Raw genomic sequence first — 26,075 nt, forward strand, 5'->3', positions numbered from 1 at the left:
ATAAATGTTTGTATTAAGATTATAAAAGATCCACTAGCCCCGGGTCTTTATATAGAACGATTGTTTTACGTATTAGTTCAAGGAGGGAAAAAGATGAAATCATACATCGCAAAACCACAAGAAGTTGAAAGAAAATGGTATGTTGTTGATGCAGCAGGAAAACCATTAGGAAGAGTAGCAAGTCAAGTTGCTTCTATATTAAGAGGAAAAAATAAACCAACATTTACACCACATGTAGATACTGGAGATTTTGTTATTATAATAAATGCAGAAAAAGTTATTTTAACAGGTAAAAAATTAGACCAGAAGATGTTAAGACATCACTCATTCTATCCAGGTGGATTAAAAGAGACTCCATACAAAGAAGCAATAGCTAAGAAGCCTGAGTTTGTATTTGAAGAAGCAGTTAGAAGAATGCTTCCAAAAGGACCACTTGGAAGACAAATGGCTAAAAAATTAAAAGTTTATAGAGGAACAGAACATAATCACGAAGCTCAAAAACCTGAAGTATTAGAATTAAAATACTAATTAATAAGAGCTGGAAGAGGGAGGAATTGAAATGGCAAAAGTACAGTATTTCGGAACTGGAAGAAGAAAGAAAGCTATAGCTAGAGTTAGACTTGTACCTGGTGAAGGTAAAGTAACTATAAATAAAAGAGATGAAGATAATTACTTTGGATTAGATACTTTAAGACTTATCCTTAATCAACCATTAGTATTAACAGGAACTAAAGACAGATTTGACGTTATAGTAAATGTTTATGGTGGTGGATTTACAGGTCAAGCTGGAGCAATCAGACATGGTATCGCAAGAGCATTAGTTAAATCTGATGCAACTTTAAAGCCAGAATTAAAAAAGGCAGGTTTCTTAACAAGAGACCCAAGAATGAAGGAAAGAAAGAAATACGGTCTTAAGGGAGCAAGAAGATCACCACAGTTCTCAAAGAGATAGTAAGTATGAAAGAGAGGTATTATTTTACCTCTCTTTTTTTATGAATTTTTATAATAAAAATGTTATATTTGAGAACACTAGTTAATGTATAATGGAGGTGAAAAAATGTATATCAAAAATAAAAAACTTATAATAGTAACCTTATTAATAATATTTACGATAATGTTTGCTTATAATATGAAAGCACAAACTAAAATAGTTAATAAAGATGAGAAAATAATATTAATTGATCCTGGTCATGGAGGAATCGATGGAGGTGCAGTATCTCCGAATGGAACAATAGAAAAAGATATAAATCTTATTATTAGTTTGAAACTCAGAGAAGAACTTCAAGCTAGAGGATATACAGTTATTATGACTAGGGAAGAGGATAAGGGGCTAAATGGTGAAAAAGGAACAATAAGAGAAAAGAAAATTGAAGATTTAAATAACAGATGCAAAATGAAAAAAGAAAGCAACTGCAGTATGTTTATAAGTATTCATTTAAATATGTTCCCTCAAAGTAAATATTACGGAGCTCAAGTTTGGTATTCTAGTAATAAAAATAGTGAGAAATTGGCCTCATTAATTCAGTCCAATTTTAAAATTCATTTAGACCAAAGCAATAATAGAGTTGAAAAGCCAGCTAAGAATGATTATAAGGTATTAAGGGGAGAAGATGATATACCATCCGTTATAATTGAGTGTGGTTTCTTGTCAAATTTTGAAGAGGAGAAAAGACTAAAACAAGAGGACTATCAAAGGAAAATTGCTCGAATAATATCAGACTCTGTAGAAGAATATTATAAAAACAATTAATAGCATAAAATAAAAAATTATCTTTTAAAAAACATATTGATATTGGTTTAGTGATATGTTATTATTAATTTGACCAATGGACTAGTCCATTAGTCAAATTAAACTTGTAAGCTTGTAAGCTTTTAGGAGTGATTTATATTCAGATTTCAATAGATAAAGGCAATAAAGTTCCTTTATATTTGCAAGTTAAAAAGCAAATAATGGATTTAATTAAAGATGGTTCATTAAGAGTAGGATTTAAAATGCCAACAGAAAGAGAAATGTCTGAAAAGCTCCAAATAAGCAGGAATACAGTAAGTATGGCTTATAGGGAGTTAGAAGGAGAAGGTGTTCTCAAATCCTATCAAGGAAAGGGTACATTTGTAGCAGAAGAAGTTAAGCTTTGGAAAGATGAAGATATAAAAGAAAAGATTAATAAATTTGTAGATTTAGCATTTGAAGAAGCCATTGAGTCTGGCATAGATGCAGATGAATTTATAGAAATAGTAGTAGATAGAATTGACGAGAAAAGAAAGTTAATTGACCATATAAGTGGATTATATGTTGAATGTAATATAGAACAATCAAGAATTTTTGCAAAGCAATTAAAAGAAAGAACTAGCATAGATTTTAAACCAGTAACAGTAAACGATTTAAAGGCTATGACAAATGAAATAGAAGAGTTAGTTGAAAAGTGCCAAATAATTATTACTACATTTAATCATGTAAACGAAGTCAGAAGATTAACTAGAAATTACAATAAAAAAGTATTAGGTGTTGCCATTACTCCAAACTTAGAAACCATAGTTAGAATTGCTAGATTCCCAATTGGTACTAAGTTTGCATTTGTATGCATATCTGAAGAATTTAAGTTTAAAGTTAGAGATGCACTAGAAAAGGCAGGCCTATCCAATATAGATATAGAATATACTAATTCAGTTGAAAAAGATGAATTGTTTAAAATTATAAATAAATCAGATGTAATAGTTGCATCACCAGGAAGATATAAAGATGTTTATGAATTCGAAAGAGAAAATAAGGAAGTAATAGATTTCTTATATAATTTAGATGATGGTTCTGTAAAAGCACTTAAATCTAAATTATTAGAAATAAAGTACTCAAAATAAGCTTGTGATAAAATATATAATATATATTAATTTATCTAGGAGGTTTTAAAGATGGAAAAAAAGACAATTGTCCTTGGAGTAATTGGTTCAGACTGTCATGCAGTTGGTAACAAAATATTAGACCACTCATTTACAAATGCAGGCTTCAATGTTGTTAACATAGGAGTTTTATCAGCACAGGAAGACTTTATCAACGCTGCTATAGAAACAAAGGCAGAAGCTATTTTAGTATCATCCCTATATGGACAGGGAGAAATTGACTGTAAAGGTTTAAGACAGAAATGTGATGAAGCTGGATTAAAAGGAATAATCCTTTATGTAGGTGGAAACATAGTTGTTGGAAAACAAAACTGGCCAGATGTTGAACAAAGATTCTTAGACATGGGATACAACAGAGTATATGCACCAGGAACAGCGCCAGAAGTTGGTATAGCTGATTTGAAAAAAGACTTAGGAATTTAATAATAAAAGAGCTGTATTTTGCAGTTGTTTAGGAGTTGATTAAGGTGAATGCTTATTTGCTTTTAGACTTTGGTAGCACCTATACAAAACTTACTGCGGTTGATATTGAAAAAGAAGAAATATTGGCTACAGCAAAAGATATTACAACAATTGAAACTGATATAATGGTTGGATTTAACAATGCTTATGAGAACTTAATGCAAAAGTTAGAAGGCAAAGAGATTAACTTTGTTAAAAAGTTAGCATGTTCTTCTGCTGCAGGTGGATTAAAGATGATAGCCATAGGTCTAGTACCAGACTTAACAGCGGAAGCTGCAAAAAGAGCTGCTCTTGGAGCAGGGGCAAGAGTATTGAATGTTTATAGTTATGAATTAACTAATAAAGAAGTTGAGGAAATTAAAAACTCGAATCTAGACATAATACTTTTAGCTGGTGGTACTGATGGAGGCAATAAGGACTGTATAATTCATAACGCTAAAATGTTAGCTAAGCATGGTGTGACACTTCCAATAGTAGTAGCAGGAAATAAGATAGCAAATGATGAAATATCTGAAATATTTGATAACGCAGGCATGTTTTATAGGGTAACTGATAATGTAATGCCAAAGTTAAATGTCTTAAATGTCGAACCTGCAAGGGAAGAAATAAGACAAATATTCATGAAGAGAATAGTTGAAGCAAAAGGTATGAGCAATGCTGAAAACTTTATTAGTGGAATTCTTATGCCTACTCCAGCAGCAGTATTAAAAGCAGCTAGAGTTTTATCAGAAGGTACTGATAAAGAAGATGGCTTAGGCGATTTAGTAGTAGTAGATATTGGAGGTGCTACTACTGATATACACTCAATTGCAGATGGTGAACCATCTAAACCAGGTGTTACACTAAGAGGACTCCAAGAACCTTTTGCGAAAAGAACTGTTGAAGGTGACCTAGGAATGAGATATTCTGCAATTTCTTTATGGGAAGCTGCAGGTACCAAGAAAGTGCAAAAATATTTATGTGAGCCATCTATAGATATAGAAGCCTGCTGTAAATATAGAGCAGAAAATATAAAAATGGTTCCTAAGACAGATGAAGAAATTAAGTTTGATGAAGCCATGGCAAAAGTTGCAACGGATTTAGCTATGGAAAGGCATGTAGGTTATATTGAAAGTATGTATACACCTATGGGCGTTATTTATACTCAAACAGGAAAAGACTTATTGGATTTAAAATGCTTAATAGGAACTGGTGGAGTGTTAATTCACAGTGATAATCCAGGTACTATACTAAAAGCAGGAACCTTTAATATGGAGGATCCTACACATTTAAAACCACAAAATCCTGATTGTTATATTGATAAGACTTATATATTATCTGCCATGGGCCTTTTAGCTGAAGATTATCCAGAAAAAGCTATTAGAATAATGAAAAAATACTTAATTAAGGTTTAAAGTTTGATAGGAGGGAATTTCAAGTGGAACTTAAGAATAAAAAATGGACAGATGAGCAGTTTTTTAAAGAAAGAGAAGAAGTATTAAAACAGTGGCCAACAGGTAAAGATGTAGATTTACAGGAAGCTGTAGATTACTTAAAGAAGGTACCAACAGAAAAGAACTTTGCTGATAAATTAGTTAGAGCAAAGGAAGCGGGAATAACTTTAGCTCAGCCAAGAGCAGGTGTTGCATTACTTGATGAACACATTACATTATTAAAACATTTACAAGATGAAGGCGGAGCAGATTTACTACCTTCAACAATCGATGCATACACAAGACAAAATAGATATGAAGAATGCGAAATTGGTATTCAAGAAAGTATAAAAGCTGGAAGATCCTTATTAAATGGTTTCCCAGGGGTTAACCACGGTGTTCAAGGTTGTAGAAAGGTTTTAGAATCAGTTAACTTACCACTACAAATAAGACACGGCACACCAGACGCAAGATTACTTGCTGAAATAATGACTGCTGGTGGATACACTTCAAATGAAGGTGGCGGTATCTCCTACAATATTCCATACGCTAAGTCAGTTCCAATAGATAAATGTTTAAGAGATTGGCAGTATTGTGATAGACTTGTTGGTTTCTATGAAGAACAAGGAGTTCACATTAATAGAGAACCATTTGGACCATTAACTGGAACATTAGTACCACCATCAATGTCAAATGCAGTAGGAATTACAGAAGCATTACTTGCAGCAGAGCAAGGAGTTAAAAACATCACTGTTGGATACGGTGAATGTGGAAATATGCTTCAAGATATAGCTGCATTAAGATGTTTAGAAGAGCAAACAAATGAATATTTAAAAGCTTTTGGATACAATGATGTAATTGTAACTACAGTATTCCATCAATGGATGGGTGGATTCCCACAAGATGAAAGTAAAGCATTCGGAGTTATAGTAACAGCTACAACAATAGCTTCATTAGCTGGAGCAACTAAAGTTATAGTTAAGACTCCACACGAAGCAATTGGTATACCAACAAAAGAAGCTAACGCTTCAGGTATCAAAGCTACAAAGATGGCATTAAACATGTTAGAAGGACAAAGAATGCCAATGTCAAAAGAATTAGAAACTGAAATGGCTATAATTAAAGCTGAAACTAAGTGTATACTTGATAAAGTATATGAATTAGGAAAAGGCGATTTAGCAGTAGGTGTAGTTAAAGCATTCGAAACAGGTGTTATGGATATACCATTTGGACCAAGCAAATACAATGCAGGAAAAATGATGCCAGTTAGAGATAACTTAGGATGCGTAAGATACTTAGAATTTGGTAATATTCCATTTACTGAAGAATTAAAGAACTATAACAGAGAAAGATTAGCTGAAAGAGCTAAATTCGAAGGAAGAGAAATAAGCTTCCAAATGGTTATAGATGATATATTTGCAGTTGGTAAAGGAAGACTTATAGGAAGACCTTAATTATTATAAAGACAGTTTATTAACACATTTATTGTTGACAAATTTGTCAACAATAAATGTGTATATATCTATAAAAAATATTCAAAATTTTATAAAAGGACAGGTGAAAAATTATGAAAATTGTTGACGTTATTTGTAGCGCAGGCTATACTGGATTCTACTTTGACGACCAAAGAGCAATCAAAAAAGGTGCAGGACATGATGGTTTCACTTACATTGGAGAAGCTGTAACAGAAGGATTTACTCAAATAAGACAAAAAGGTGAATCAATATCCGTTCAGTTTATTCTTGAAGACGGTCAAGTTGCTCACGGAGACTGTGCAGCAGTTCAATACTCAGGAGCAGGTGGAAGAGATCCATTATTCTTAGCTGCTGATTTTATACCTGTAATTGAAAATGAAATAGCTCCAAAATTAATTGGAAAAGAATTAAATAGCTTTAAGACATTAGCTGAAGAAGTTGAAAAATTAACAGTTAATGGTAAGAGATTACATACTGCAATTAGATATGGTATATCTCAAGCTTTACTTGATGCAGTAGCAAAAGCTAAAAAAGTTACTATGGCAGAAATTATAAGAGAAGAATACAATCCAACTGGAGAAATTACTTACATTCCAGTATTTACTCAATCAGGTGATGATAGATATATCAATGCTGATAAGATGATAATTAAAGAAGCTGAAATATTACCACACGCTTTAATCAACAACGTTGAAGAAAAGCTAGGATTAAAAGGTGAAAAACTTCTTGAGTATGTTAAATGGTTAAGAGATAGAGTATTAAAATTAAGAGTAAGAGAAGACTATAACCCAATATTCCACATAGACGTTTATGGAACAATTGGAGCAGCTTTTGATGTAAATATAAAAGCTATGGCTGACTATCTTGCAACATTAGAAGAAGCAGCTAAACCATTTGCATTAAGAATAGAAGGACCAATGGACGTTGAAGAAAGAGAAAAGCAAATGATTGCTATGAGAGACTTAAGAGCTGAATTAGACTCAAGAGGAATCAACGTAGAATTAGTTGCTGATGAATGGTGTAATACTGTTGAAGATATTATATACTTCACAGATAACAAAGCTGGACATATGGTTCAAATTAAAACTCCAGACCTTGGCGGAGTTAACAACATAGCAGATGCTGTTATGTATTGCAAAGCTAACGGAATGGGAGCTTATGTTGGTGGAACTTGTAACGAAACTAACAGATCAGCTGAAGTTACAACTAACATAGCTATGGCTTGCGGAGCTAAACAAGTTCTTGCAAAACCAGGTATGGGTGTTGACGAAGGATACATGATCGTTAAAAACGAAATGAATAGAGTATTAGCTAGAGTAAACAGAGCAAAGAAAAACTAAGAGCTGTTGCTGCTAATAATTAGTAGTATATAAACTATGAAAAGGCGGTTAAATTTAACTGCCTTTTCCACTATAAATATTTAATTATCAAAAATATGAAGGGAGGTATTTATCTAACAAGTGAGGAAAAGGGACACTTGTTTGGTAAATAATGAGTCTATGAAAGAAGTAAATGTTTCAGAGATAACCAAAGCGGTAAGAGAATTATGTATTGATGCTAACTATAGACTTCCAGGAGATGTTAAGTCCAAATTAGAAGAATACACTGCAAAAGAAAACTGGGCTATGGCTAAAGGCATTATGGAAAAAATATTAGTAAACGTTGATATAGCAGATAAAGAAAATATGCCAGCATGTCAAGATACAGGAGTTGCTTGTGTATTTGTTGAAATGGGACAGGACGTTCATGTAGTAGGTGGAAATCTTGAAGATGCAATCAATGAAGGGGTAAGACAAGGATATAAAGATGGATATTTAAGAAAATCCGTTGTTGGCGACCCAATAGAAAGAGTTAATACAAAAGACAATACTCCAGCAATTATATACTATGATATAGTTCCAGGAGATAAATTAAAGATAACAGTTGCTCCAAAGGGATTTGGTTCAGAAAATATGAGCCAATTAAAAATGTTAAAGCCAGCTGATGGAATACAAGGAGTTAAAGACTTTGTATTAAAAGTTGTTAAAGATGCTGGTCCTAACCCATGTCCACCAATAGTAGTAGGCGTAGGTATTGGTGGAACTTTTGATAAATCAGCTAACTTAGCTAAAAAAGCATTAATGAGATCCTTAGAAGAAAGAAATTCAAATCCATTCTATGCAAACCTTGAAAATGAATTATTAGAAATGATTAACGCATCAGGAATAGGACCACAAGGATTTGGTGGATTAACTACAGCTATAGCTGTAAATGTTGAGACTTTTGCTACTCACATAGCAGGACTTCCTGTAGCAGTTAATATAAACTGTCACGTTACAAGACATAAGAGCGTAGAATTTTAGGGGGGTTAAGGGTAATGGAAAAGAGAATTACTACTCCATTAACAGCTGAAAAAGTTAAAGATTTAAAGGCTGGAGATGCAGTATTATTATCAGGTGTTATTTATACTTCAAGAGATGCTGGTCATAAAAGATTAGTAGAGTCATTAAACAAAGGTGAAGATTTACCAGTAGACTTAAGAGATCAAATTATATATTATGTGGGACCAAGTCCAGAAAAACCAGGTCAACCAATAGGATCAGCAGGTCCAACTACAAGTTATAGAATGGACCCATACACACCACAACTTCTTGACTATGGTATGAAGGGTATGATTGGAAAAGGATTAAGATCCCCAGAAGTTATAGATGCTATAAAGAGAAACACAGCAGTTTATTTTGCTGCTATTGGTGGAGCGGCTGCTTTAATGGGTAAGGCTGTTAAGAAAGCTGAAATAGTTACTTATGAAGACTTAGGTGCTGAAGCATTTAGAAGACTAGAAGTTGTAGATCTACCAGTAGTTGTTGTTATAGACTCAGAAGGAAATAACCTATACAACATAGGTCAGCAAGCTTATTTAGACAGTTTAAAATAATAGTTTATAGTAAATATTAATAATTGAAACTGAAGATAGTTATCTTCAGTTTTCAATTGTTAGTTATGGAAAGGAAGGTTGAAGATGAAAGTTAATAAGATAGCTAAGGCGGGAACTTTAGAATCAAATGATATACTTATAATGGTAATGCCAAAAGATGAAGCTGGAGTAGAATTAGAGCTTGAAAGCATCGTTATGAAGCAATTTGGAGAACAAATTAAAAAAGTAATACTAGAAACTTCAAAAGAATTAAATCTTGATGGAGTAAAAATTCAAGCTCAAGATAAAGGAGCTTTAGATTATACAATTAAAGCAAGACTTATAACAGCTGTTAAAAGAGCACAATAATAATGTAAAATTGAGGTGAGAATATTCATGAAAAAGTTAAGAAGAACTATGTTATTTATGCCTGGAAATAACCCAGGGATGCTTTTGAATGCACCAATACTAGGAGCTGACGCAGTAATACTAGACTTAGAAGATGCTGTTAGCTTAACAGAAAAAGATGCTGCAAGAGAGTTAGTTAGTGGAGCTATAAAAACAATAGATTACTCAAAAGTTGAGTTAGTTGTAAGAATTAACCCATTAGATACTGAATTTGGTCATACAGATTTAGAAACTATAGCAAGAGTAAAGCCAGATACAATATTAGTACCAAAGGCTACAAAAGATCAAATGATAGAAGCAGATGAGATAATTTCAAGAGTTGAAGAAGAAGAAGGTTTTGAAAAGGGAAGTATAAAATTATTTGGCCTTATAGAAACAGCTTACGGATTAGAAACTGTTTATGATGTAGCTACTTCTACTAAGAGATTAGTTGGATTATTACTTGGAGCAGAAGATTTAACTTCTGACTTTGGAATTAAAAGAACAAAAGAAAGCGATGAAATATACTATGCTAGATGCAGATTTGCTGCAGCTTGTAGAGCAGCTAGAATAGATGCTATAGATACACCATTTACTGATACAAATGATTACGAAGGACTAAGATTAGATACAATGAAAGCTAAGAAAATAGGATTTACAGGAAAAGCATCAATAAATCCTAGACAGGTTGATACTATTCACTCAGTATATAACCCAACTGTAGATGAAATCAAATATGCTATAAGAGTGCTTGAAGCAAGAGATGAAGCTTTTGCTAAAGGAATAGGAGTATTCTCTTTAGATGGAAAAATGATAGATGCACCTGTTATTAATAGAGCAATAACAACAGTTGACTTAGCTAAAAACCTAGGTCTTATAAAGTAGTTTGTTAGTGTAAATTAAATTTGTAAAGCGAGGGATTAGGATGAAAAACGTTCTTGGCAGAGAAATACCAGAAGTTATAGAAGGCTACGGTAAAGTAAAGCCATTTGAAGGAGCTTTTGCCAACTGTGGCATAGCAGAAAAAAAGGCCGTTAAAGTTCAAAGTGTAATACCTGGAGATAATAAGGTATTATCAAATATAGAAGAAGCTATAGAAAAAGTAGGATTAAAGGATGGAATGACTATATCTTTCCACCATCACTTAAGAAATGGTGACTATGTATTAAACATGGTTATGGAAGTTATAGCTAAAAAGGGAATAAAGGATATAACTATTGCAGCTAGTTCAATATTCCCAATTCACGAACCACTTGTAAAATATATGAAAGATGAAATAGTTACAGGAATATATGCAAACTACATGTCTGGTCCTGTTGCTGAAGCTATTTCAAAAGGTTTGTTAAAAAAGCCAGCAGTTATGATGACTCACGGTGGAAGACCAAGAGCCATAGAAAATGGAGATCTTCACATTGATGTTGCCTTTGTTGCAGCTCCAACAGCTGATACATACGGAAATATCAATGGAACAGAAGGAAAATCTGCCTGTGGCGCACTAGGATATGCAGAATGTGATGCTGAATACGCAGATAAAGTTATAGCTATAACTGATAATTTAGTGCCATACCCAGCTTCACCAATACAAATTAGTCAAATTTTTGTTGATTATGTTGTAGAAGTTGATTCCATAGGAAACCCAGCTGGAATAGTTTCAGGAACAACAAGAGTAACTAAAGATCCAGTAGGATTAAAAATAGCTAAAATGGCTACTGAAGTAATAGAAGCTTCAGGATTAATTAAAGACGGAATATCCTTCCAGACAGGAGCAGGTGGAACTTCTCTAGCTGTTGCTGCTGAGCTAAAGGACATAATGAAAAGAGATGGAATTGTAGGAAGCTTTGCTGCAGGCGGAGTAACTGGATATATAGTTGATATGTACGAAGAAGGATTATTCAGAGCAATATTTGACGTGCAATGCTTTGATCTTCAAGCAGTAGAATCCTTTAAAAAGAATCCATCACATATGGCAATGTCATCTTCCATGTACGGTAACCCACATAATAAGGGAGCTGTTGTAAATAACCTAGATGTTATGATTCTTGGAGCTACAGAAATTGATACTAACTTCAACGTTAACGTAACAACTGGTTCTGATGGAGTTATTATGGGTGGTTCCGGTGGACATAGTGACACGGCGGCAGGATCAAAACTTGCTATTATTGTTACTAACCTTGTAAAAGCAAGATTACCAATTATAAAAGATAGAGTAACGACAGTAACTACTCCAGGTGAAAGTATTGACGTATTAGTAACTGAAAGAGGTATAGCTGTTAACCCAAGAAGAACAGATTTAATTGAAAAGCTAAAGGGAACAAATCTTCCTGTTATGACAATAGAAGAATTAAAAGAAGTTGCTGAAAAAATGACAGGAAAGCCAGAAGCAATAAAATTATCCGATGAAATAGTTGCAGTTGTAGAATACAGAGATGGAACTGTAATCGACGTAGTAAGAAAATCATTAGAATAATATGTTTATCTAGAAAATATGGACTGTATATTCATCTGCAGTCCATATTTTTTATTTTTAATTAATGGGGTATAATAGTGTAGAAGATAAAATAAGAAGGTGAATAATTTGTTAGGTACGCAAATAAGTAAAATAAATTTAAATAATGAAGAAGAAAGATTAGAAGTACATAAGTTTTTAGAGGAATTTGGTTTGATTCTAGATCATGATGTAGATTACACCATAGTGGTTAGAGTAGAGGGTAAAATAAAGGCCACCTGCTCAAAAGCTAAAAATATATTTAAGTGCTTTGCCATATCCGATGATTTAAGAGGAGAAAATATAACATCTACATTGATAACTACATTGATTGATAAACTTTTTGAAGAGGGAATTTATCATAGTTTTATATTTACCAAACCAGACAAGGTAAAAATATTCACATCATTAAATTTTAAAGTTATATATGAAACAGAAGATGCAGTATTTTTAGAGTATGGTCTTTATGATATAAACAAGGTATTAGATAAGATGGCTAAGGAACATAACATAGACTTAACTACTCCTAAGGGCGCGTTAGTTATGAATTGTAATCCCTTTACCCTAGGCCATAGGTATTTAATAGAAGAAGCCTCAAAGAACTGCGAAGAGGTTTTAGTTTTCATTGTAGAAGAAGATAAATCCCTATTTCCTTTTAAAGAAAGATACAACTTAGTAAAAGAAGGAACAAGGGATTTAGAAAATGTAAAAGTTGTTCCGGGAAGTGAATATATAATATCTTCAGCAACTTTTCCTACATATTTTATAAGGCAAGAAGATGTAAGATTAAAGGCTTATGCAGAAATTGATGCTGGAATATTCGGAAAATATTTTGGGAGCAAGTTTAATATTAAGAAAAGATTTGTAGGAGAAGAACCCTATTGCAATGTAACTAATTCTTATAATGAAACACTTAAAAGAGTATTGCCTATACACCAAATGGAACTAGAAATTATAAAAAGAAAAGAATTTGATGGTAGCTTTATTAGTGCTTCAAAGGTAAGAAATTTTATAAAAGAAGAAAAGTTAGAAGAGGCAAAACATATGATTCCAGAAGTTACATGGAATTTTCTAAATAGCAAAGTAGGGAAGGAGATAATGGAGAAAATTAAGAAAAGTAATTCTCCACATTAAATATGAAAGAAATTAGACCTGAGGATATACTTATTGCAAGAGAAGAGAGAGTAGAAATTCAACAAAAGTTGATAAAAGAATATAATTTACCGCTAGTTTGTTTAAGAGTAAACTATCCAGGGGTGGAAAAGGATAATTCTTTGACAAGAAATATTGCTGAGGTAATAAAGAAGGAAATAACTAGCAAGTTTATGGGGGAAATTGCCTATGAACATGATGAAATAACTCCAGAAGGACCTATTATTACACTAATTATAGATAATATTGCCGAGGAAATAAAAAGAAAAACTATAGATGTAGAAGAAAATCATATACTAGGTAGATGCGTTGACATAGACGTTTATGATAGTGAAGGTAATGGCATAAATCGAGGAGATTTAGGGTTATCCGGTAGAAAATGCTTTTTGTGTCAGGATAATGCTCAAAATTGTGTAAGATCAAGAAGACACAATTTTGAAGAGGTTATAGAATTTCTGTATAAAAAATATGCAGAATATGAAAGTTTAGAAAGAAAAACCTATAATATACATGATACATCTTTAGATATAAGTGGATTAGCAGCTCAAGCTATGCTTTATGAGGTAGCATGCACCCCATCTCCTGGATTAGTATCCACTATTTCTACAGGTGCTCATGATGATATGGATCATTATACCTTTATTGAAAGCACCTGTGCACTTATGAAATATATGACTCTTTGTACGGAAATAGGATTCTCAAATAAATCCCCAAAGGACCTTTTAAGAGAAGTTAGAATTGTAGGTTTAGAAGGGGAAAAAGCTATGTTTGAAAAGACGAGGGGCGTTAATACTCATAAGGGCATGCTATTTTTAATGGGAATTTCTTGTGTAGCAGTAGGGAATGCAATTTATAATAGACTTAAATTTAAAGAGATAAGAAATATTATAATGAAAATGTGTCAAGGGTTAGTAGAAAAGGAACTTCTTTCTTTAAAAGAAAATCATGAAAACAAGCAGTTGTCCTATGGAGAAAAGTTATACCTATTGTACAATATTGAAGGAGTTAGAGGGGAGATAGAAAGAGGACTGCCTATAATATTTGAATTTGCATTGAATTTTTATAAAGAGAATTCAGATTTAGATAAAAATAATAGATTAGTTCAAACCTTACTTGGAATAATGCAGTACTCTGAGGATTCAAATATACTTCATAGACATTCTATTAATACTTTGAAGGAAATAAATGAAAAAGCAAAGGAAGTAATAAGAATTGGTGGAGTTAGAACTGAGGAAGGAAGAGAGGCTCTTAATGAAATGAATGAAGATTTTGCTAAGAGAAGAATTAGCCCAGGAGGAAGTGCGGATCTTTTAGCCCTTACAGTATTCTTTTGTCTAGTAGAAGGGTATATGGAAAAACTATATATATAAAAAAAGAGCATACATAGATATGATTTCCATTAATCCATGTATGCTCTCTATATTCTCTTTTATTTTATATACATTTTTTTGTAATACTCTTGAAGCATTCGCTTTGTAGAGAAATAATCCTTTGTAGATTCAATACTATTTTTCATCATTTCAACCCACTTTGCTCTATTTTCATAGTAGGTTGGAACAACTCTATTTAGTAAAGTGTCGTAAAGGGCATGACCGTCATGTTTATCCAAAATTTCTTCATTATTATTTTCATAACCATCCCCAAATTGCCAACCATTAACTCCATCCTTACATGCTTCAGGCCACCAACCGTCTAATATGGAGCAGTTTAAAACCCCATTCATAGCGGCTTTCATGCCGGAAGTGCCACTAGCTTCTAAAGGTCTTCTAGGGTTGTTTAGCCAAACGTCGCATCCTCTGGTTAGCATGCTTCCGATAGTCATATCGTAGTTCTCTAAAAATACAACACTATTTGGATAGTTTCTCATCATTAAAACTAAATTATGAACTATACTCTTACCAGTATCATCAAGAGGATGAGCTTTTCCTGAGAAGATGATTTGAACCTTTCCTTCCTTAAGAAGTGGTTCAATAACTTCTTTATTTGAAAATATTAAATCGCTTCTCTTATAAGGGGCAGCTCTTCTAGAGAAACCTATTAATAGTTTATCCTTATTTAACTGCACTCCTGTTCTTTCCTTTACAAAAGAAATTAGCTCTTCTTTTATTTCCATGTGAGGAGTCCAAAGGTCGTTCCCACTTTCATAAGCCTTTGTAATTCTTTCGTCAACCCAAGTACCTCTATGAATTCCATTTGTAATACCTATGATTTCAGATCTTCCGGAAACGTCTTTCCACATATGGTTTGCTGTTTCAGCATGCAATTGAGAAACAGCATTAGACTTTCTAGATAAGCGTAAGGCCGCCACAGTCATATTGAAAGGCTCACCACCTATTTGCAACATTTGCTCTCTATTAAGCCCATTAAAGGCTCCCATGTATTCTAGTTTTGATATAGGATGAGACTCGTTTCCTTGAAGTATTGGTGTATGGGTAGTGAACACAAACTCTTCTCTTGTTTTGTGCCATGCTTCTTCAAAGCTATATCCGCTAAGCATTTTTTCGCGAAGTAGTTCAAAAGCAGCAAAAACTGCATGTCCTTCATTAAAGTGATATACATCTATGGGTATTTGAAGTTTTCGTAAAGCTTTCACTCCACCAATACCTAGCACCATTTCTTGAGCGATTCTTTCTTCACCAAACCATCCGTAAAGCTGACCAGTGATCCATTTATCGCTATTTTCTTCAATATCCGTATCAAGGAGAAGTAAAGTTGCATTACCAAATTTTTTAGTTTTCCACACCTTACATACTACATCAATATTTCTAATCTTAACAGTAACTTTAATGCCAGTGTCTTCTAAAAAATTGTATTGATAGTTTTTATAAGAATCATAAGGCTGACCATCTTTATCGATATATTGATCAGTATAGCCTTGTTTCCACTTTATCCCTATGCCTATAAGAGGTAAATTTTGATCACTTGCTTCTTTTAAATGGTCTCCAGCCAGTATCCCTAGACCACCTGCATAAATTTTAAAATCTGATTGTAGACCATATTCCATACAGAAATAAGCAACTTTTGGATGGTTGTTTCTATCCATAATACCCTCCTAATAAATAATATTCTAATTATTTTGTCTATATTAAAATTATACCAAAATAAAATATTAACGCAACCGTTTGCGCAAAGTAAAATATAGTATAATATTAAAAGAGAATAAGAACTAATGCTTTTACTCATCGTATTAACTAATATAAAAGGAGGAGTTCGTTGTGGAAGATGATTTAAGGCTAGTAGAAGAAGTCTTGAAGGGTAATATAGATAGTTTTAATATTATAGTTAATAAATATGAATTACCTGTATTAAAATTTATTTATAATATGGTTAAAAATAAAGAAACTTCAGAAGATATCACTCAAGAAGTGTTTATAACCTTATATAATAAGCTATACATGTATAATAACCAATATAAATTTTCTAACTGGATATTTCAAATAGCTAAGAATAAGTGCATTGATTATATGAGAAAATACAAAAGAGTTCATGAAGCAAATATAGAAGAAGTTAAGGAAGTAGCTTCTAAGGAGATAAGTCCCGAAGATTCAATGGAATTTAAAGAAGCAAAGAAGAATTTAGAGATTTTTATAAATGGTTTAGAAGAGATTGATAGGCAAATAATAATATTAAGGTATTCAAGAGAAGATATGACTTTTTTAGATATATCTCAAGTGCTAAACATAAGTGAATCCTCAGTAAAAAGGAGATACTATAAAGCAAGAGATAAGTATAAGCAACATATTTCAAGTAATGAAAAGAGGTGTAGGATATGAACTGCAATATAGTAACAAAAAAAATATATGATTTTCTTGAAGGCAGCGTATCCCATGACTTACATGAAGCTATAGAAAATCATTTGAAAGAATGTGAAAGTTGTAGAAGTATATATGAAGAAGAAAAAGCTTTAGAAGAACTTATAAAGGCTTCATTAAGTGTTGAAGATATAGAATTTAAAAGCTCTAGGGCAGAAATAATGAAAAGTATTGATAAAGATAGGTATGGTAAAGGTTTTGGTAAAAAGCTAATATTTCATTTTAAAAAATATAATAAACAATATTTAGCTTCTGTAGCTTGTTTAGCACTTTTTATTTCTATGTCTCCTCTTGTAAAAAATAAATCTAATGTGAAGGTAAAGATGGCAGCTGAGGACTCTTCAAGAAATGCAGATATGCAAAAGAGCTTTAATATGAAGAATATAGAAGTTAAAGAAATGGCTTTAGATACAACGGCATTTTTTAGTGAACAAGTTCAATTTTCTAAAGAAGAAGTGAAAGATGAAAAATCTATTAATTTCAATACTCCTTGGGTTGAATCACCAAATAAAACCTTAAGTGCTTCAATTGAAGGAAGAGGACCTTACGGAGGAGAAGAAGGTATTGCTACCGTTGTAATAAAAGATAGTACTAATAAAAAAACGTGGAAATATTCATTGATACCAGGGGAAAAACAAATCACTCCCAAGTATATCCAGTGGTTGGATGATGAAAATTTATTTGTAATTATTGGATTTCCTTTTGGGACTATATCTAGGGGAGGAAACTTGTATTTATTGAATGTACCTACGGATAAAAATTATATCATATATGAAACAGGGGATGATAAAAAAGAAGTTACTAGCCTTCAAAAGATTAATAGAGAAGGTATGATAGATTTAAAATTAGAGTTAAATGTTTACGAAGATGATGAATTTAATAAATCCCATAAAGAAACAGTTACATTAGAAAATTTTAAGGTTATATTTGATAAATAAAGGGCGTAAAGCCCTTTATTTTTGTTATAATACATATATACAAGAATAGTTTACTAGTAGGAGAGAAAATATATGGATAAAAGTCAAAAACTATATAATAAGGCCTTGGAGAAATATAATAAAGGATATATTGAGGAGGCATTAGAGTTAAGTGAAAAAAGTATATCTTTAAATATAAATAATTCTGCTGCAATAAATTTAAAAGGACTTTTATATTATATACTAGGAGATTTAGAAGGCAGTAAAAACTTATGGAAAATGAACGTTCATATAAATAAGGACAATGTATCAAAAAAATATTTGCAGGATACAGAAAAGGATGAAAGATTACTTTCAATATATAATACAGCAGTAATTCTAATCAAGGAAATAAAAATAAATGAAGCCCTCATTATGTTGAAGGAATGTAGTGGAAGTCATTTTAATTATATAAATGTTAACAACTATTTATCCATATGCTACATAAAAAAAGGTGATTATATAAGAGCTTTAGAGCATATAAATAATGTGTTGGAAGTAGATAGAAAAAATAAGGTGGCTCTTCAAAGCAAAAAAGAATTAATAAATATGGGAGCTTTAAGTAAAAGTAAGATTAAATTAATGCCTATAGTTCTTAGTATTAGTATTTTAATAAGCATAATGGGAATAACTTTAATAATGAAAAATATTAAAAGAGAAAAAATGGATAATAATACTAGCTCTAAACCTGTTAATATGAAAGAAAATGAAATTAAAGAAAATAAGATTGAAAAAGATAAAGTAGAAGTAAATAAGGCGGAAGTAAAAAAGAATCTTGAAAAGTTTCCACAGGAAGAATTAAATAATTATATAAAAACTAAGGATTATATAAAAATTTATGAAATACTTAAAAAGTGGGATAAAATAGAACTGGACATAGATGGGGAATCTATTAAAGCTAAGGCTAAGGAGATGTTGTTTTCTGAAGGGAGGGAAACTTTCTATAGAATTGGATCTAATTATTATTGGAAAATGGATTATAATGAAGCAAAAAGTTATCTCCTAATGGCATATGAATATGGAAAAGATAGCTGGTATTACTCCTATTGCATATACACCTTGGGGGCATGTTATGAACAAATAGGAAATATTGAAGAAGCCATTAAGTATTATAAATATTATGACGAAGGTTTTGAAAAAGGGGAATATAAAGAAATTGTATTGTATAATTTAAGCCTTTTGTATAAAAATATAGATAAAGAGAAGTCAAAGTATTATGGAAATAAATTAGTTAAGGACTATCCTAATTCCATATATAATAATACTCATGTACAAAATATAATTAATAATTATTATTAAAGGTATTGACTTCATAGAAATTATATTATAAAATTAAATTAATAAATACCCATAAGGGGTATAGGTGGAGGTAAATAAGATGGCAAGAGAAATTAATGATAATCTATTTCAGAAGGAAGTATTAAATTCTGATAAAACAATAGTAGTAGATTTTTGGGCAGCTTGGTGTGGACCATGTAGAATGTTATCACCAGTAATAGATGAACTTTCAGAAGAATTACAAGGTAAGGCAGATTTCGTGAAACTTAATGTAGATGAAAACCCAGTTACATCAAATCAGTTTAAAGTTTCTAGCATACCAACTTTATTAGTATTTAAAGGTGGAAAAGTAGTAGATACTTTAGTTGGATTTAGACCAAAACAAGCTTTAAAAATGGCTATAGAAAAACATGTTTAATTTTAATTAATAAAGATAAGTTAACACTAATAGTGTTAACTTATTTGTTTATTATAATTTAGGAGGGGATTATATGAATGAAAGATATGATATTGCAATTATAGGAAGTGGACCAGCTGGATTATCCGCTGCAATAAATGGTAAGATAAGAAATAAAAATATAATTATGTTTGGCAATAAGAACTTAAGCAATAAATTAATAAAAGCACCTAAAGTTAATAATTATTTGGGTTATTCAGATGTAACAGGGGAAGAGTTAAAGGATGCCTTTGTGAATCATATAAATGATATGGGAATAGAAATTATAGGAGAAAAAATAACTGCAGTTTACGCTATGGGTGATTATTTTACTTTAATGGCAAATGATAAAATGTATGAATCAAAGACTGTAATAATTGCAACAGGTATGGAGTTTACTAAACCGTTAAAGGGTGAAGAAGAATTTTTAGGAAGAGGAGTAGGCTATTGTGCAACTTGTGATGCACCTCTATACAAAGGAAAGAAAGTAACAATAGTGGCTTATAATAAAGAAGCGGAAGAAGAAGCTAACTTTGTTAGCGAATTAGCATCCAGATTATATTTTATACCTATGTATAAAGGAGAGTATAGCCTAAATTCAAAGGTAGAAATAATTAAAGATAGACCAATAGAAATCCTTGGAGATTCTTTAGTAAGTAAGATTCGTTTAGCTAAACAAGAATTAGATACAGAGGGAGTATTTATACTTAAGGATAGTATATCACCAGGGCAATTAGTACCAGGATTAGAGTTAGAAAATGAACACATAAAAGTAGATAGGAATATGGCTACAAACATTGAAGGATGTTTTGCAGCAGGGGATTGCACAGGTAAGCCCTATCAATATTTAAAGTCTGCTGGAGAAGGTCAAGTGGCAGCTCTAAATGCTGTAAGCTATATAGATTCAAAGAAATAAAAGAGGTCTCCTATTTTTAGGAGACCTTATCTAGCTATAAAGAAAACATGATTTCCGATAGATCTTACATTGTTTTTTTCAATGTTTTTCATCCAAGTAGAAGTTGCTATTTTAGGATTATAGAAAAACAATGCTTTATTTGTAGGGTCTTTACCATTTAAGGCTTCTATTACAGCTTTATAACTATGTTCGTCAGGATTTACTTTAATCTCTCCATTTATTACACAGGAGAAAGCCCAAGGTTGTTTTACAACTCCCTCTACAGATTTAGGGAAGGATGGGTCTTTAAGTCTATTTAAAATTACTGATGCTACGGCTACTTTTCCTTCGTAGGGTTCGCCTGCACTTTCAGCGTGAACTACTTTAGCCATTAAATGAATGTCTTTATCTGTAACATGAAAGGTTCTATTGTCATAACTTAGAACTTGAACGGTTTTACCCTGCTCCATAAATAAGTCTTTCTCTCCATCTAATGCTTCATATGCGTTTATTTTTACAGGAAACAATATGATAGATAGTATGAAGAAAATAATAATATTTTTTTTACACATTTAGTATATCCTCTCCTTTTACCTACGGGGTTAGCTGACGGATTCGGCAAAGGGTTAGCCTACGTAAAAACGATTCACCCCAAAAACTGGTTCCCCCGCGTTTGTTATAACTTAGGTTAACCATATTGTTCCCTATTAAATAGAAAAAATACGTATTTTTATTGTATATTATTTTCTTTTTTAAACTCTAAATAAATTTTTACAAATTCATTGTAATTGTTATTCATTAATTTATAATTTAATTCAGGTTCAGTATATAGATAATTTAAACTTTTTAAAGCGGCGGCGGATGTTTTCTCTTTATTATTTTGTATTTCTTTATTTAATGCATATGTAAAGCTCTTTAAGTATGTATTATAATGATCCAAAGTTTTTGAAAATAGCTTATAAGACTCTATTCCTTCATTAGGAACAGCTAGTTTAGAAAACTCATTATTAATTTCTGACAATTCATTCTCTATATATTCTAAGGTGGTTGTCATTTCACTGTATGATATTTTTTGGCTATTAATATCTTCTCTGTAGGATAAAAAGTCTACTTTAATTTCAATGAAGGTACTTAAAATACTATCTAGGCTATCCACAAAATCTTTATATTGGCTTTCGTGAATTTCCCTATCTTTATTTTCTCTAATTAGACCTTCAATAAAATATATTGAGTTATCAATGTATTTTACTGATTTTGGTGTAAGAGCATAATATTTTAAACATTCCTCTTTATATTTCTTTAAACTTTCACAGGACTTATCTATATCTTTGCCTTTTGGATTATTTAATATTGATAAAATTTGTTCATATATATGTATATTATTATTAATTCCTTTAAGCATATTATTCTTTAACTCTATTTTATTATTAGAAAGAGTTAAGGAATTAAGATTATTTTTTAATTCTAATAGGTCTGAGATAATTTCAGGTAATCTGTCTTTTGATTTATTAATGTTAATATTTTCATTCTTCATTAAAGAAATAGTACTATCATTAATTTCATCTATCTTTTTAGTGTAATATTTTAAAGAATTTTTATTAGAGTTATTTATTAAGTTAAGGAAGAAATATAGGCTTATAAATATAGCTATTAACAAAGGAAAAACAAGTAATATTTTCTTTTTCATAAAGAGCTACCCCCTTCAAAATTACTATTCTACATTATATATATTAATATTTTATAAAATTAGTCTAAAATCTTATAAAAACCTTTTAAGATAGTGTATAATTGTAAATATAATATGACCATAATTTCTTTTGGGAGGTGAATTTATGGAGATTATAAATATCGTTATAAATTCAGTAAAAAACATAAGCATTTCAGCTGTATTAGACATATTGGCAGTTTCCTATATTTTTTATAAATGTTATAGTCTTATAAGGGAAACTAGAGCAGAACAATTATTAAAAGGAATCATTTTTATTATTATTTTTATACCTATAAGTAAATTATTGCATTTAGAAACATTATATTGGATTTTAAGTAATACAATTACCATTGGGGTACTTTCCTTTATTATTATTTTCCAGCCTGAAATACGTAGGGCATTAGAACATATAGGTAGAAGTGCTTTTAATGATAAACACATATTAGAAGATGAAAAGACTACAGAAGCGGTTATAGGGCAAATTATAGAGGCCATAATGAATTTATCTAAGGACAAGACAGGGGCACTTATTGTAATTGAAAGATTAACAGGGCTAGGTGAAACTATAAATACTGGAATTAAAATGGATGCCATAGTATCTTCAGCCTTGCTAGAAAATATATTTGTAGTAAACACTCCTCTGCATGATGGGGCAACTATAATAAGAAACGATAGAATAATATCTGCCGGTTGTTTTTTGCCTTTGACAAGTAATAATAGTTTAAATAAATCTATTGGAACTAGACATAGGGCAGCTATTGGGTTATCTGAAAACTCAGATGCTATAGTAATAATAGTATCTGAAGAAACAGGAACTATTTCTCTTGCCTTTAATGGGAAATTAACTAGAAATTATGATAGAGATAGACTTAAGCTTGTATTAACAAAGATAATAGAAAAAAATGTAGTTAAAAAATTAAACTTTAGGGAGAAGGTGGCAGCATGGATGAAAAAAACAGAAAACAACAATTAATTATAAAAATTTGTTGCTTAATAGCTGCCTTTGGATTATGGCTATACATTACTAGTGTGTTGAATCCAATAAAAACCTACAAGAAAAATATACCTGTTACAATTATTAATGAAGATAATCTAGAAAATTTTAAATTATCCCTTCTTCCTGATCAAAAACCCTATGTATCTCTTACTTTAAGGGGAAGCATAAATGATATTTACTCCATAAGTGAGGACCAATTTAAAGTTGTGGTAGATTTAAGTGCTTATGTTTTGAAAAGAGGAGAAAACAATATACCTGTTCAAATTCAGCAAAGTCCAGATAAGGTAAACATAATAAATAATGATAACCTTTGGGTAAAAATTATGTTAGATGATTTAATTGAAAAAACAGTACCTTTTAAAATTAATGTAGTGGGGAAGGTTAAAGATGGATATTTTCCATTAGAAGCTACATCTAGTATAAATGAAGTCACTATAAAGGGAGCAGCACAGTTTGTAAATTATGTTCAAAAGGCAGAGGTAAAGTGTGATATTACTAATGCTTATAGAGACTTAGCTACAATACTTCCAATACATGCTGTAGATAAAGATGGAGATATTATTGAAAATGTAAAAATTAAGCCAATATCAGCAGAAGTTAAGGTCCCAATACAAAAGGTTAAAAGTGTAACTATTAATGTTAAAACTACTGGACAGTTAAGTGAAAATAGAATTCTTCAAGGGGTAGCTGCTTCACCAGAAAAGGTAGAAATAACAGGAGAGGAAACCCTTCTTAAGACTATAGAATCTTTAGATACAGAACCAATAAATTTAGCAGAAGTAACGGGAGAAGAAGCTGTTGCTAAGTTAGTTCTTCCTAAAGGTGTGGAATTAGTAAAAAAAGATGAAGTAGTAAAAATCAAAGTATATTTTAATACGGTGGCAGATAAAGCAGTATCATTATTAATTAAAACTATGAACTTGCCTGGAGACCATACAATCCAATTAGATAGGGACAGGGTAAGCATAGTGATATCAGGATTATATGATATAGTAAACAATATAAAAGATGAAGATATAGAGTGCTTTGTAGATTTACAATCTCTAAAAGAAGGGACTCATAATTTACCTGTGAAAGTAAATTTGCCTGAAGGAGTGAATTTAGTTTCCATTAGTCCTGATAATATAAATGTGACTATAAAGTTAATTCCAAAAGAAGAACCCACAGTAGAAACTAAACCAGAAACGGGAGGACAAAATGCCAGTTAGAATAAATAATATAATATTAGATATAGAAGAAGATTTGTCAATTTTAAAGGAGAAGGCTTGTAAAAAATTAAAGATATCCTCTGATAAAATAAAAGATTTTAAAATATTAAAGGAATCAATAGATGCAAGAAAAAAAGATAGCATTAAATTTAACTATTCAGTAGAAGTGTTTTGTGAAAATGAAAAAAAGATTGTTTCAAAGTCACAGGATAAGGATGTAAAGCTTGAAGAGATAAATTATGAAGAAGAATTTAAATTTGGAGATAAAAAGTTAAATCATAATCCGGTTATCGTAGGCATGGGGCCAGCAGGATTATTTGCAGCTCTCTTACTAGCTCAAAAGGGTTATAAGCCTATAGTGATAGAAAGAGGAGAAAGTGTAGAAGATAGAACTAAAAGCGTAGAAGAGTTTTGGAAGAGCGGAAGATTTAATAAAGAATCTAATGTTCAATTTGGGGAGGGTGGAGCAGGAACCTTTTCTGACGGCAAACTGACTACGAGAATTAAAGATACTAGATGTGATTTTGTTCTAGAAGAATTTGTTAATGGCGGAGCTCCAAAAGAAATAGTTTATATGGGAAAGCCTCATATAGGTACGGATATTCTTAAGGAAGTGGTAAAAGCTATTAGAAATAGAATAATAGCTTTAGGTGGAGAAGTTCATTTTAATAGTAAGCTTCAAGATATTAATATAAAAGAGGGAAAGCTTCACTCTATAATTGTAAATGAGAGGGAAATCCCCTGCGAAGCTTTAATTTTAGCTATAGGACATAGCTCTAGAGATACCTATGAGATGCTTTATAATAAAAATATTTTTATGGAACCTAAACCCTTTGCAATTGGAGTTAGAGCTGAACACTCCCAAAGCTTAATTGATGAAAATCAATATGGAAAGTATGCAGGGCATCCAAGACTTAGGGCGGCAGATTATAGGCTTGTGCATAATAGTACTGGTAATAGAGGGGTATATAGCTTTTGCATGTGTCCAGGGGGATTTGTGGTAGCTGCTGCGTCGGAAGAAAATATGATAGTTACCAATGGAATGAGTTATCACAATAGAGATGGTAAAAATGCTAATGCTGCCATAGTAGTATCTGTTACCCCAGAAGATTTCGGTAACAACCCTCTTTCAGGAATGGAATTTCAAAGACATTATGAAAAATTAGCTTTTAAACTAGGAGGAGAAAATTATAATGCTCCTGTGCAGCTATTGGGTGATTTTTTCAATGGTGAAGCTAGTAGCAAGATTGGAAGCATAGAACCTACATATGCTCCAGGATATAGCTTAAGAGACCTTAATATGTGTTTGCCTAAAACTGTGGCAAATTCTTTAAAAGAAGGTTTTGTAAATTTCGATAAAAAAATAAAGGGATTTGGCAATAAAGATGTAGTACTAACGGGAGTGGAAACTAGAACGTCGGCACCTCTTAGGATTGTTAGAAATGAAAAGCTTGAAAGTCTTTCAGTTAGAGGATTGTTTCCAGCGGGAGAAGGAGCAGGTTACGCAGGTGGAATAATGTCTGCAGCAGTAGATGGTTTAAAGGTTGCAGAGAGAATAATGAGAGAATGGAGTCCATTAACTTAATTTTCTGAAAAACTATCCATTATAGAAAATATCTGATAG

26 protein-coding genes and 1 riboswitch are annotated in these 26,075 nt (G+C 31.6%); of the genes, 23 read left to right on the forward strand and 3 right to left on the reverse strand.

Annotated elements, in window-relative coordinates:
- Nucleotides 1-93 precede the first annotated feature (93 nt).
- From rplM to citG, 15 genes are all read left to right on the forward strand, one after another.
- Nucleotides 94-528 carry a 50S ribosomal protein L13 gene (gene rplM, locus ABDZ69_RS00185; RefSeq protein ID WP_343765148.1) on the forward strand — a complete coding sequence of 145 codons (435 nt, stop codon included), beginning with the start codon at nt 94-96 and terminating at the stop codon, nt 526-528.
- 31 nt (nt 529-559) lie between these two features.
- Nucleotides 560-952 (forward strand): 30S ribosomal protein S9, encoded by a 393-nt coding sequence (gene rpsI / locus ABDZ69_RS00190; RefSeq protein ID WP_343765151.1) that lies wholly within the window; start codon nt 560-562, stop codon nt 950-952.
- Between the two features lie 105 nt (nt 953-1,057).
- Nucleotides 1,058-1,750 (forward strand): N-acetylmuramoyl-L-alanine amidase CwlD, encoded by a 693-nt coding sequence (gene cwlD, locus ABDZ69_RS00195; RefSeq protein ID WP_343765153.1) that lies wholly within the window; start codon nt 1,058-1,060, stop codon nt 1,748-1,750.
- Nucleotides 1,751-1,929: 179 nt separating this feature from the next.
- Nucleotides 1,930-2,856 carry a GntR family transcriptional regulator gene (locus tag ABDZ69_RS00200; RefSeq protein ID WP_343765156.1) on the forward strand — a complete coding sequence of 309 codons (927 nt, stop codon included), beginning with the start codon at nt 1,930-1,932 and terminating at the stop codon, nt 2,854-2,856.
- A 51-nt stretch (nt 2,857-2,907) separates the two neighbouring features.
- Nucleotides 2,908-3,318: a methylaspartate mutase subunit S gene (gene mamA, locus ABDZ69_RS00205; RefSeq protein WP_343765159.1), complete on the forward strand. Its 411-nt coding sequence runs from the start codon at nt 2,908-2,910 to the stop codon at nt 3,316-3,318.
- A 44-nt stretch (nt 3,319-3,362) separates the two neighbouring features.
- Nucleotides 3,363-4,751, forward strand: a complete 1,389-nt coding sequence (glmL, locus tag ABDZ69_RS00210; protein ID WP_343765161.1) for a methylaspartate mutase accessory protein GlmL — start codon at nt 3,363-3,365, stop codon at nt 4,749-4,751.
- A 23-nt stretch (nt 4,752-4,774) separates the two neighbouring features.
- A complete protein-coding gene (locus tag ABDZ69_RS00215) occupies nt 4,775-6,223 on the forward strand; it encodes a methylaspartate mutase subunit E (RefSeq protein WP_343765162.1) in 1,449 nt (482 codons plus the stop codon).
- Between the two features lie 113 nt (nt 6,224-6,336).
- Nucleotides 6,337-7,584 (forward strand): methylaspartate ammonia-lyase, encoded by a 1,248-nt coding sequence (locus ABDZ69_RS00220; protein WP_343765164.1) that lies wholly within the window; start codon nt 6,337-6,339, stop codon nt 7,582-7,584.
- A 159-nt stretch (nt 7,585-7,743) separates the two neighbouring features.
- Nucleotides 7,744-8,586, forward strand: a complete 843-nt coding sequence (locus ABDZ69_RS00225) for a fumarate hydratase (protein WP_343765166.1) — start codon at nt 7,744-7,746, stop codon at nt 8,584-8,586.
- Nucleotides 8,587-8,600: 14 nt separating this feature from the next.
- On the forward strand, nt 8,601-9,158 hold the full coding sequence (locus tag ABDZ69_RS00230) for a Fe-S-containing hydro-lyase (RefSeq protein ID WP_343765168.1): 558 nt from the start codon (nt 8,601-8,603) through the stop codon (nt 9,156-9,158).
- 84 nt (nt 9,159-9,242) lie between these two features.
- Nucleotides 9,243-9,506, forward strand: a complete 264-nt coding sequence (gene citD / locus ABDZ69_RS00235; RefSeq protein WP_343765170.1) for a citrate lyase acyl carrier protein — start codon at nt 9,243-9,245, stop codon at nt 9,504-9,506.
- 27 nt (nt 9,507-9,533) lie between these two features.
- Nucleotides 9,534-10,409 (forward strand): HpcH/HpaI aldolase/citrate lyase family protein, encoded by an 876-nt coding sequence (locus ABDZ69_RS00240; protein ID WP_343765172.1) that lies wholly within the window; start codon nt 9,534-9,536, stop codon nt 10,407-10,409.
- A gap of 40 nt (nt 10,410-10,449) precedes the next feature.
- Nucleotides 10,450-11,991: a citrate lyase subunit alpha gene (gene citF, locus ABDZ69_RS00245; RefSeq protein WP_343765174.1), complete on the forward strand. Its 1,542-nt coding sequence runs from the start codon at nt 10,450-10,452 to the stop codon at nt 11,989-11,991.
- A 108-nt stretch (nt 11,992-12,099) separates the two neighbouring features.
- The gene (citC, locus tag ABDZ69_RS00250; protein ID WP_343769543.1) at nt 12,100-13,143 is read left to right on the forward strand and encodes a [citrate (pro-3S)-lyase] ligase; all 1,044 of its coding nucleotides are present in this window, start codon (nt 12,100-12,102) and stop codon (nt 13,141-13,143) included.
- Between the two features lie 2 nt (nt 13,144-13,145).
- The gene (gene citG, locus ABDZ69_RS00255) at nt 13,146-14,531 is read left to right on the forward strand and encodes a triphosphoribosyl-dephospho-CoA synthase CitG (RefSeq protein WP_343765178.1); all 1,386 of its coding nucleotides are present in this window, start codon (nt 13,146-13,148) and stop codon (nt 14,529-14,531) included.
- A gap of 59 nt (nt 14,532-14,590) precedes the next feature.
- Here citG and glgP read toward each other — a convergent pair whose 3' ends face one another.
- Entirely contained in the window at nt 14,591-16,204 is a 1,614-nt protein-coding gene (gene glgP / locus ABDZ69_RS00260; protein ID WP_343765181.1) for an alpha-glucan family phosphorylase, read from the reverse strand.
- Nucleotides 16,205-16,376: 172 nt separating this feature from the next.
- Between glgP and ABDZ69_RS00265 the strand changes: the two genes are divergently transcribed.
- From ABDZ69_RS00265 to ABDZ69_RS00285, 5 genes are all read left to right on the forward strand, one after another.
- Entirely contained in the window at nt 16,377-16,934 is a 558-nt protein-coding gene (locus tag ABDZ69_RS00265) for an RNA polymerase sigma factor (protein WP_343765184.1), read from the forward strand.
- Nucleotides 16,931-17,911, forward strand: a complete 981-nt coding sequence (locus tag ABDZ69_RS00270) for a DUF4652 domain-containing protein (RefSeq protein ID WP_343765187.1) — start codon at nt 16,931-16,933, stop codon at nt 17,909-17,911. The genes ABDZ69_RS00265 and ABDZ69_RS00270 overlap by 4 nt, the downstream gene beginning before the upstream one ends.
- Nucleotides 17,912-17,983: 72 nt before the next feature.
- The gene (locus ABDZ69_RS00275; RefSeq protein ID WP_343765190.1) at nt 17,984-19,228 is read left to right on the forward strand and encodes a tetratricopeptide repeat protein; all 1,245 of its coding nucleotides are present in this window, start codon (nt 17,984-17,986) and stop codon (nt 19,226-19,228) included.
- Nucleotides 19,229-19,307: 79 nt separating this feature from the next.
- Nucleotides 19,308-19,625 carry a thioredoxin gene (gene trxA, locus ABDZ69_RS00280; RefSeq protein ID WP_343765192.1) on the forward strand — a complete coding sequence of 106 codons (318 nt, stop codon included), beginning with the start codon at nt 19,308-19,310 and terminating at the stop codon, nt 19,623-19,625.
- A 73-nt stretch (nt 19,626-19,698) separates the two neighbouring features.
- Nucleotides 19,699-20,559 (forward strand): NAD(P)/FAD-dependent oxidoreductase, encoded by an 861-nt coding sequence (locus tag ABDZ69_RS00285; protein ID WP_343765196.1) that lies wholly within the window; start codon nt 19,699-19,701, stop codon nt 20,557-20,559.
- A 26-nt stretch (nt 20,560-20,585) separates the two neighbouring features.
- Here ABDZ69_RS00285 and ABDZ69_RS00290 read toward each other — a convergent pair whose 3' ends face one another.
- Nucleotides 20,586-21,110, reverse strand: a complete 525-nt coding sequence (locus tag ABDZ69_RS00290) for a cell wall hydrolase (protein WP_343765198.1) — start codon at nt 21,108-21,110, stop codon at nt 20,586-20,588.
- 5 nt (nt 21,111-21,115) lie between these two features.
- Nucleotides 21,116-21,238: riboswitch (cyclic di-AMP (ydaO/yuaA leader) on the reverse strand.
- Nucleotides 21,239-21,268: 30 nt separating this feature from the next.
- Nucleotides 21,269-22,225 (reverse strand): hypothetical protein, encoded by a 957-nt coding sequence (locus ABDZ69_RS00295; protein ID WP_343765200.1) that lies wholly within the window; start codon nt 22,223-22,225, stop codon nt 21,269-21,271.
- A 145-nt stretch (nt 22,226-22,370) separates the two neighbouring features.
- Here ABDZ69_RS00295 and cdaA point away from each other — a divergent pair, with 145 nt between their 5' ends.
- From cdaA to ABDZ69_RS00310, 3 genes are read left to right on the forward strand one after another with little or no spacing between them, the layout of a single operon-like run.
- Nucleotides 22,371-23,219, forward strand: coding sequence for a diadenylate cyclase CdaA (cdaA, locus tag ABDZ69_RS00300; protein WP_343765202.1), 849 nt, complete (start codon nt 22,371-22,373; stop codon nt 23,217-23,219).
- Entirely contained in the window at nt 23,189-24,451 is a 1,263-nt protein-coding gene (locus ABDZ69_RS00305; protein ID WP_343765204.1) for a CdaR family protein, read from the forward strand. The genes cdaA and ABDZ69_RS00305 overlap by 31 nt, the downstream gene beginning before the upstream one ends.
- Nucleotides 24,441-26,036, forward strand: a complete 1,596-nt coding sequence (locus tag ABDZ69_RS00310; protein WP_343765206.1) for an NAD(P)/FAD-dependent oxidoreductase — start codon at nt 24,441-24,443, stop codon at nt 26,034-26,036. The genes ABDZ69_RS00305 and ABDZ69_RS00310 overlap by 11 nt, the downstream gene beginning before the upstream one ends.
- Nucleotides 26,037-26,075 lie beyond the last annotated feature (39 nt).

The sequence above is a fragment of the Clostridium malenominatum genome (assembly GCF_039521365.1).
In the GTDB taxonomy this organism is placed as follows: domain Bacteria; phylum Bacillota; class Clostridia; order Clostridiales; family Clostridiaceae; genus Clostridium_AW; species Clostridium_AW malenominatum.

Bases quoted from the DNA above. Each gene is read 5' to 3' on its own strand.
- trxA (WP_343765192.1), top strand. From the start codon at position 19,308: ATGGCAAGAGAAATTAATGATAATCTATTTCAGAAGGAAGTATTAAAT.
- ABDZ69_RS00230 (WP_343765168.1), top strand. From the start codon at position 8,601: ATGGAAAAGAGAATTACTACTCCATTAACAGCTGAAAAAGTTAAAGAT.
- ABDZ69_RS00310 (WP_343765206.1), top strand. From the start codon at position 24,441: ATGCCAGTTAGAATAAATAATATAATATTAGATATAGAAGAAGATTTG.
- glgP (WP_343765181.1), bottom strand. From the start codon at position 16,204: ATGGATAGAAACAACCATCCAAAAGTTGCTTATTTCTGTATGGAATAT.
- ABDZ69_RS00295 (WP_343765200.1), bottom strand. From the start codon at position 22,225: ATGAAAAAGAAAATATTACTTGTTTTTCCTTTGTTAATAGCTATATTT.
- ABDZ69_RS00225 (WP_343765166.1), top strand. From the start codon at position 7,744: ATGAAAGAAGTAAATGTTTCAGAGATAACCAAAGCGGTAAGAGAATTA.
- citG (WP_343765178.1), top strand. From the start codon at position 13,146: ATGAAAGAAATTAGACCTGAGGATATACTTATTGCAAGAGAAGAGAGA.
- citD (WP_343765170.1), top strand. From the start codon at position 9,243: ATGAAAGTTAATAAGATAGCTAAGGCGGGAACTTTAGAATCAAATGAT.
- rplM (WP_343765148.1), top strand. From the start codon at position 94: ATGAAATCATACATCGCAAAACCACAAGAAGTTGAAAGAAAATGGTAT.
- rpsI (WP_343765151.1), top strand. From the start codon at position 560: ATGGCAAAAGTACAGTATTTCGGAACTGGAAGAAGAAAGAAAGCTATA.
- cdaA (WP_343765202.1), top strand. From the start codon at position 22,371: ATGGAGATTATAAATATCGTTATAAATTCAGTAAAAAACATAAGCATT.
- cwlD (WP_343765153.1), top strand. From the start codon at position 1,058: ATGTATATCAAAAATAAAAAACTTATAATAGTAACCTTATTAATAATA.
- ABDZ69_RS00220 (WP_343765164.1), top strand. From the start codon at position 6,337: ATGAAAATTGTTGACGTTATTTGTAGCGCAGGCTATACTGGATTCTAC.
- mamA (WP_343765159.1), top strand. From the start codon at position 2,908: ATGGAAAAAAAGACAATTGTCCTTGGAGTAATTGGTTCAGACTGTCAT.
- ABDZ69_RS00290 (WP_343765198.1), bottom strand. From the start codon at position 21,110: ATGTGTAAAAAAAATATTATTATTTTCTTCATACTATCTATCATATTG.
- ABDZ69_RS00285 (WP_343765196.1), top strand. From the start codon at position 19,699: ATGAATGAAAGATATGATATTGCAATTATAGGAAGTGGACCAGCTGGA.
- ABDZ69_RS00240 (WP_343765172.1), top strand. From the start codon at position 9,534: ATGAAAAAGTTAAGAAGAACTATGTTATTTATGCCTGGAAATAACCCA.
- ABDZ69_RS00270 (WP_343765187.1), top strand. From the start codon at position 16,931: ATGAACTGCAATATAGTAACAAAAAAAATATATGATTTTCTTGAAGGC.
- ABDZ69_RS00275 (WP_343765190.1), top strand. From the start codon at position 17,984: ATGGATAAAAGTCAAAAACTATATAATAAGGCCTTGGAGAAATATAAT.
- citF (WP_343765174.1), top strand. From the start codon at position 10,450: ATGAAAAACGTTCTTGGCAGAGAAATACCAGAAGTTATAGAAGGCTAC.
- ABDZ69_RS00305 (WP_343765204.1), top strand. From the start codon at position 23,189: ATGGATGAAAAAAACAGAAAACAACAATTAATTATAAAAATTTGTTGC.